Source organism: Vibrio sp. M260118 (genome assembly GCF_036533755.1).
Taxonomy (GTDB): domain Bacteria; phylum Pseudomonadota; class Gammaproteobacteria; order Enterobacterales; family Vibrionaceae; genus Vibrio.
The window spans coordinates 1-5,018 of the sequence record NZ_JATABG010000270.1; the positions used below are offsets into that span (position 1 = coordinate 1).

4 protein-coding genes and 1 pseudogene are annotated in these 5,018 nt (G+C 47.0%); 4 read left to right on the top strand and 1 reads right to left on the bottom strand.

The features are described 5' to 3' along the window. Positions 1–394 (bottom strand): annotated as a pseudogene (locus QTO00_RS14630) (hypothetical protein); the annotation flags it as partial. A gap of 275 nt (positions 395–669) precedes the next feature. On the opposite strand from QTO00_RS14630, the gene QTO00_RS14635 reads away from it, so the two are divergent. The 4 genes from QTO00_RS14635 to QTO00_RS14650 all read left to right on the top strand — a co-directional run. Continuing rightward, positions 670–1,365, top strand: a complete 696-nt coding sequence (locus tag QTO00_RS14635; RefSeq protein WP_331425454.1) for a GntR family transcriptional regulator — start codon at positions 670–672, stop codon at positions 1,363–1,365. An 11-nt stretch (positions 1,366–1,376) separates the two neighbouring features. Next, entirely contained in the window at positions 1,377–2,273 is an 897-nt protein-coding gene (prpB, locus tag QTO00_RS14640) for a methylisocitrate lyase (protein ID WP_331425451.1), read from the top strand. 125 nt (positions 2,274–2,398) lie between these two features. Continuing rightward, positions 2,399–3,541: a bifunctional 2-methylcitrate synthase/citrate synthase gene (prpC, locus tag QTO00_RS14645; RefSeq protein ID WP_331425452.1), complete on the top strand. Its 1,143-nt coding sequence runs from the start codon at positions 2,399–2,401 to the stop codon at positions 3,539–3,541. 61 nt (positions 3,542–3,602) lie between these two features. Then, positions 3,603–5,018, top strand: a 1,416-nt coding sequence (locus QTO00_RS14650) for an aconitase family protein (protein WP_331425453.1), incomplete at its 3' end; no start/stop codon positions are given.

A 5,018-nucleotide genomic window follows, 5' to 3' on the forward strand; every position in this document is an offset into this window, starting at 1 on the left:
TCTTGTTTGATTGGGGACACAGTTGGACGGAATCTTTAGGCTGTTGGCTTGCATATAGCTCGCACGTAAATTGTTTGATTAGCTGCTCAACACCATCGTGAAATAGGCTTCCTTTTAGGTCCTCAACCGAGACGGCATGGCTATCAATCGCTTCTGCAAAAACCTTATCTACAGATTGATTTACCCGATTTCTATCCTCGACGGGTACATAATCATTACGCTTCAACGCCGACTTAAGCACGTTGTCGGTCTCAATTACCGTTACATCTTCATCAGAGTAGTGGCTATCTCTCAGCAAGGGATAGTAGGGCTGGTGCTGGGTAGAGCCAAACACCGAGCACCCAGTCGCACCAGCAGTGAGCAGAGATATCAAAATTAGCTTTGGTATCGACACATCCATATGTCCAATTCAGCAAGTTAGTTCTATTTAATAAGATACTAGCTGCATATTTTGTGTAAGTCATTGTCATATAGGCAATATTGATGACTTGCGCAACATACAGTCATTTTGCCCTAACTAACACAGGGTCGTAGTGCCTTGTTAAGCGTCTACGACCTTGGTCTAAATTGTCGACAATATTCTTGATTGTCGACAATAACATGGTCTATTTTAAATGCATGTAATGAGATTGTAGACAGTTTGTTGCCAATAGGGCGAGTGCATTGAATATTAAAGCTGAGATTAAAACTCGACAAAAAGACGGTGTTGCTGAGAAAGAGAATACCAAGTCAGAGAGCTTAACTGAGTCGCTTGTGGAAGCGATTGTTAGTGGCGAGATTGCGCCAGGAAGCAAAATCTCTGAGCCTGAATTAGCTAAGCAGTACCAAGTTAGCAGAGGCCCTTTGCGCGAGGCGATTATGCGCGTTGAAGGCTTAGGCTTGATTGAGCGTATCCCACATGTAGGTGCACGGGTGATTACCTTCTCTCCAGAAAAGTTGGTTGAGCTTTACTCGGTTCGCGAGGCGTTAGAGGGGATGGCGGCTCGCTTGGCGGCCAGACACATCACTCCAGAAGAAATTGCAGGGCTGGATGCCGTTCTCTCAAAACACTCCAGTCATATCAGTGAAGTTGAAGGAGCATCATATTTTCACCAGCATGGTGATTTTGACTTCCACTACCGAATCATTTTAGCCAGTCGTAACAGCAAGCTGATCTCTTTGCTGTGTGGTGAGCTTTACCATTTGCTGCGGATGTACCGTTACCAGTCGCCGCGAGCACAATCGCGCCCAGTAGAGGCGTTAGATGAACATAAACATATCTTGCGCGCTATTAAGAATGGTGATGAAGAGTTAGCAGAGATGCTGATGCGACGTCATATTTCTGGTAGCCGAACACTGATCGAACAACAAATCCTGAAGGATTAGAGGAAAGAGTCATGAGTTTATCTCAAGGAGCCAAGTTCAGACTTGCTGTCGAACAAAATGAGCCATTGCAGATCGTCGGCACGATTAACCCATACTGCGCAATGATGGCGAAAAATCTAGGCCATCAAGCTATCTACCTTTCTGGTGGCGGTATTGCCAACGCTTCTTACGGTTTGCCCGATCTAGGTATTACTACACTCAACGATGTGTTAGTGGATGTCGAGCGTATCACTAACGCTTGCGATCTACCGCTACTGGTTGATATCGATACCGGCTTTGGCGGCGCATTCAATATTGCTCGCACCATTAAAGCGATGGAAAAAGCAGGCGCAGGTGCTGTGCACATGGAAGACCAAGTGGCGCAAAAGCGTTGTGGTCATAGACCAAACAAAGCGATTGTGAGCCAGCAAGAGATGGTCGACCGAGTGAAAGCGGCGGTTGATGCCCGAAATGATGACAGTTTTGTTGTTATGGCGCGTACCGATGCGTTAGCGGTTGAAGGGATTGATAGCGCGATTGAGCGTGCGATTGCTTGTGTAGAAGCGGGGGCGGATATGATCTTCCCTGAAGCGATGAATCAGCTAGAGCAGTATGTTCAGTTCTCAGATGCGCTCAAGAGTGCCACGGGCAAGCACGTGCCAATCCTGGCCAATATTACTGAGTTCGGTCAAACCCCACTTTATGGCTGTGAAGAGTTAGCTAAATCTAAAGTGGATATGGTGCTTTACCCACTCAGCGCGTTCCGTGCCATGAACAAAGCAGCAGAAACCGTCTACAAACATCTATTAGAAGTGGGTAATCAAGAAGCGCTGACTGAATCAATGCAGACCCGTAAAGAGCTTTATGCTCACCTTAAATATCATGACTATGAAGACAAGCTTGATCAGCTGTTTTCTGAAGGAAAGTAGATAAACGGAAGCCCAAGAAATCCGATTAAAGATAAGTTACTTAAGAATCCAATCAATAACGTGAAATTGTTCGATCAACAACCGCTCCATTAAGAGAGCAAGATCGAACAGAAAAGGAGTTCAAAATGCCTCTATCATCGAAAAAGAATGAAGAGTTAGGTGGCGCAGGCCTACGCGGTCAAAGCGCTGGTAGCACAGCTTTGTGCACTGTCGGAAAAACAGGAACGGGTCTGACTTATCGTGGTTACGATATTACTGATCTAGCAAACAATGCTCAGTTTGAAGAAGTGGCACACTTGCTGTTACGCGGTCACTTACCAACACAAACGGAACTCGATGAGTACAAAACGCGCTTAATCAGTTTGCGTGGGTTACCAAGCGAGCTAAAACAAGCGTTAGAGCTTATCCCCGCGTCAGCGCACCCAATGGATGTCATGCGTACCGGTTGTTCCGTACTAGGTAATCTAGAACAAGAGATGAGCTTTGATGAGCAGTTAGATGCGACGGAACGTATGCTCGCCTTGTTCCCTGCGATTATCTGTTATTGGTATCGCTTTAGCCATGATGGCGTGCGTATCGATACCGATGACCACTCTGAAACTTGCATTGGCGGCTATTTCCTAAAAATGCTAACCGATAAAGCGCCGACGGAAATACATAAGCAGGTCATGCACTGTTCTTTAATTCTTTATGCAGAGCACGAGTTTAATGCCTCGACCTTTGCGGCGCGTGTCTGTGCCTCGACGCTGTCTGATCTCCACTCTTGTATTACCGCTGCCATTGGCACGTTACGTGGTCCTTTGCATGGTGGTGCTAACGAAGCGGCGATGGAGATGATTGAAGATTGGCAAACGCCAGATGAAGCAGAAGCCAATATCATGCAGATGCTAGCCAACAAAGACAAAATCATGGGCTTTGGTCATGCGATTTACCGTGAGAGCGATCCACGTAATGCGTTGATCAAACGTTGGTCTCAAGAGCTTTCAAAAGCGGTAGGTGACACACATCTATATGCTGTTTCTGAACGTGTTGAAGCGGTGATGAAACGCGAGAAGGGTTTGTTCTGTAACGCAGACTTTTTCCACGCGTCGGCATACCACTTCATGGATATTCCTACCAAGCTGTTTACGCCAATTTTCGTTATGAGCCGTTTAACAGGTTGGGCTGCACACGTTTACGAGCAGCGCGCGAATAACCGAATCATTCGACCAAGTGCAGATTATACAGGGCCAGATCACCAGGATTGGGTTCCAATCGAAAAACGATAGCACTGTCGACCTTGCTCCCTTGCGACCAAGGGAGCAAACACCTACCGGAATGGAAGCAGTTATGAGCATTAATACCCTATACAGAAAATCGCTTCCGGGTAGTCATCTTGATTATTTTGATGCCCGAGAAGCCGTAAATACACTCTCTCCAGGTGCTTACGAGAAACTCCCTTACACGTCGCGCGTGCTAGCCGAGCAACTTGTCCGTCGCTGTGATCCTGAAGCTTTGACCCAAAGCCTAGTGCAGATCATTGAACGTAAACGTGATTTAGATTTCCCTTGGTATCCTGCGCGAGTGGTTTGTCATGACATTCTAGGTCAAACCGCTTTAGTTGATTTAGCAGGCTTGCGTGACGCGATTGCATTGCAAGGCGGAGACCCTGCCAAAGTGAACCCTGTGGTTGAAACTCAGTTGATTGTTGACCACTCATTGGCGGTGGAACACGCAGGTTTTGACCCTGAAGCGTTTGATAAAAACCGCGCCATCGAAGAGCGTAGAAACGAAGACCGTTTTCACTTCATCGAATGGTGTAAAACGGCATTTGAAAATGTAAGCGTGATCCCTGCGGGTAACGGCATTATGCACCAGATTAACTTGGAGAAAATGTCTCCTGTTGTGCAGGCCAAACAGGGAATTGCCTATCCAGATACCTGTGTTGGTACCGATAGCCATACACCGCACGTTGATGCGCTTGGGGTTATTGCTATTGGTGTTGGCGGATTAGAAGCGGAAACCGTGATGCTTGGCCGTCCATCTATGATGCGTCTGCCAGATATCGTTGGGGTAAGGCTAACTGGTAAACGCCAACCGGGCATCACTGCGACTGATATTGTCCTCGCTATTACAGAATTCCTACGTAATGAGCGTGTTGTTTCGTCTTATCTTGAGTTCTTTGGCGAAGGCGCGAAAGACTTGACCATTGGTGACCGAGCAACTATTTCGAATATGACGCCTGAGTATGGTGCTACCGCAGGGATGTTCTACATTGACGAGCAGACCATCAACTACTTGAAACTTACAGGTCGTGATGAGGAGCAAGTAGCGCTAGTTGAAAACTACGCTAAGCAAACTGGACTGTGGGCAGATGATCTTGAAACTGCGGAATATGAGCGAGTGTTCGAGTTTGACCTGTCTAAAGTGTCGCGAAATATGGCAGGCCCTTCGAATCCACACCGTCGTTTGCCTACCTCTGAGCTTGTTGAGCGAGGTATTGCCCAAGATTTAGAGCAAAAACCTGCGGATGACCAACTACCCGATGGTGCGGTAATCATTGCAGCCATTACTTCATGTACTAACACCAGTAATCCACGTAACGTCGTCGCTGCTGGACTCGTCGCTAAGAAAGCCAATGAGCTTGGCTTAGTGCGAAAACCTTGGGTTAAGTCCTCTTTTGCTCCCGGTTCAAAAGTGGCGAAACTCTATCTTGAAGATGCTGGCTTATTGCCTGAACTAGAAAAACTCGGCTTCGGTATCGTT

Coding starts and splice junctions, on each gene's coding strand:
- prpB (WP_331425451.1), top strand. CDS start 1,377: ATGAGTTTATCTCAAGGAGCCAAGTTCAGACTTGCTGTCGAACAAAAT.
- prpC (WP_331425452.1), top strand. CDS start 2,399: ATGCCTCTATCATCGAAAAAGAATGAAGAGTTAGGTGGCGCAGGCCTA.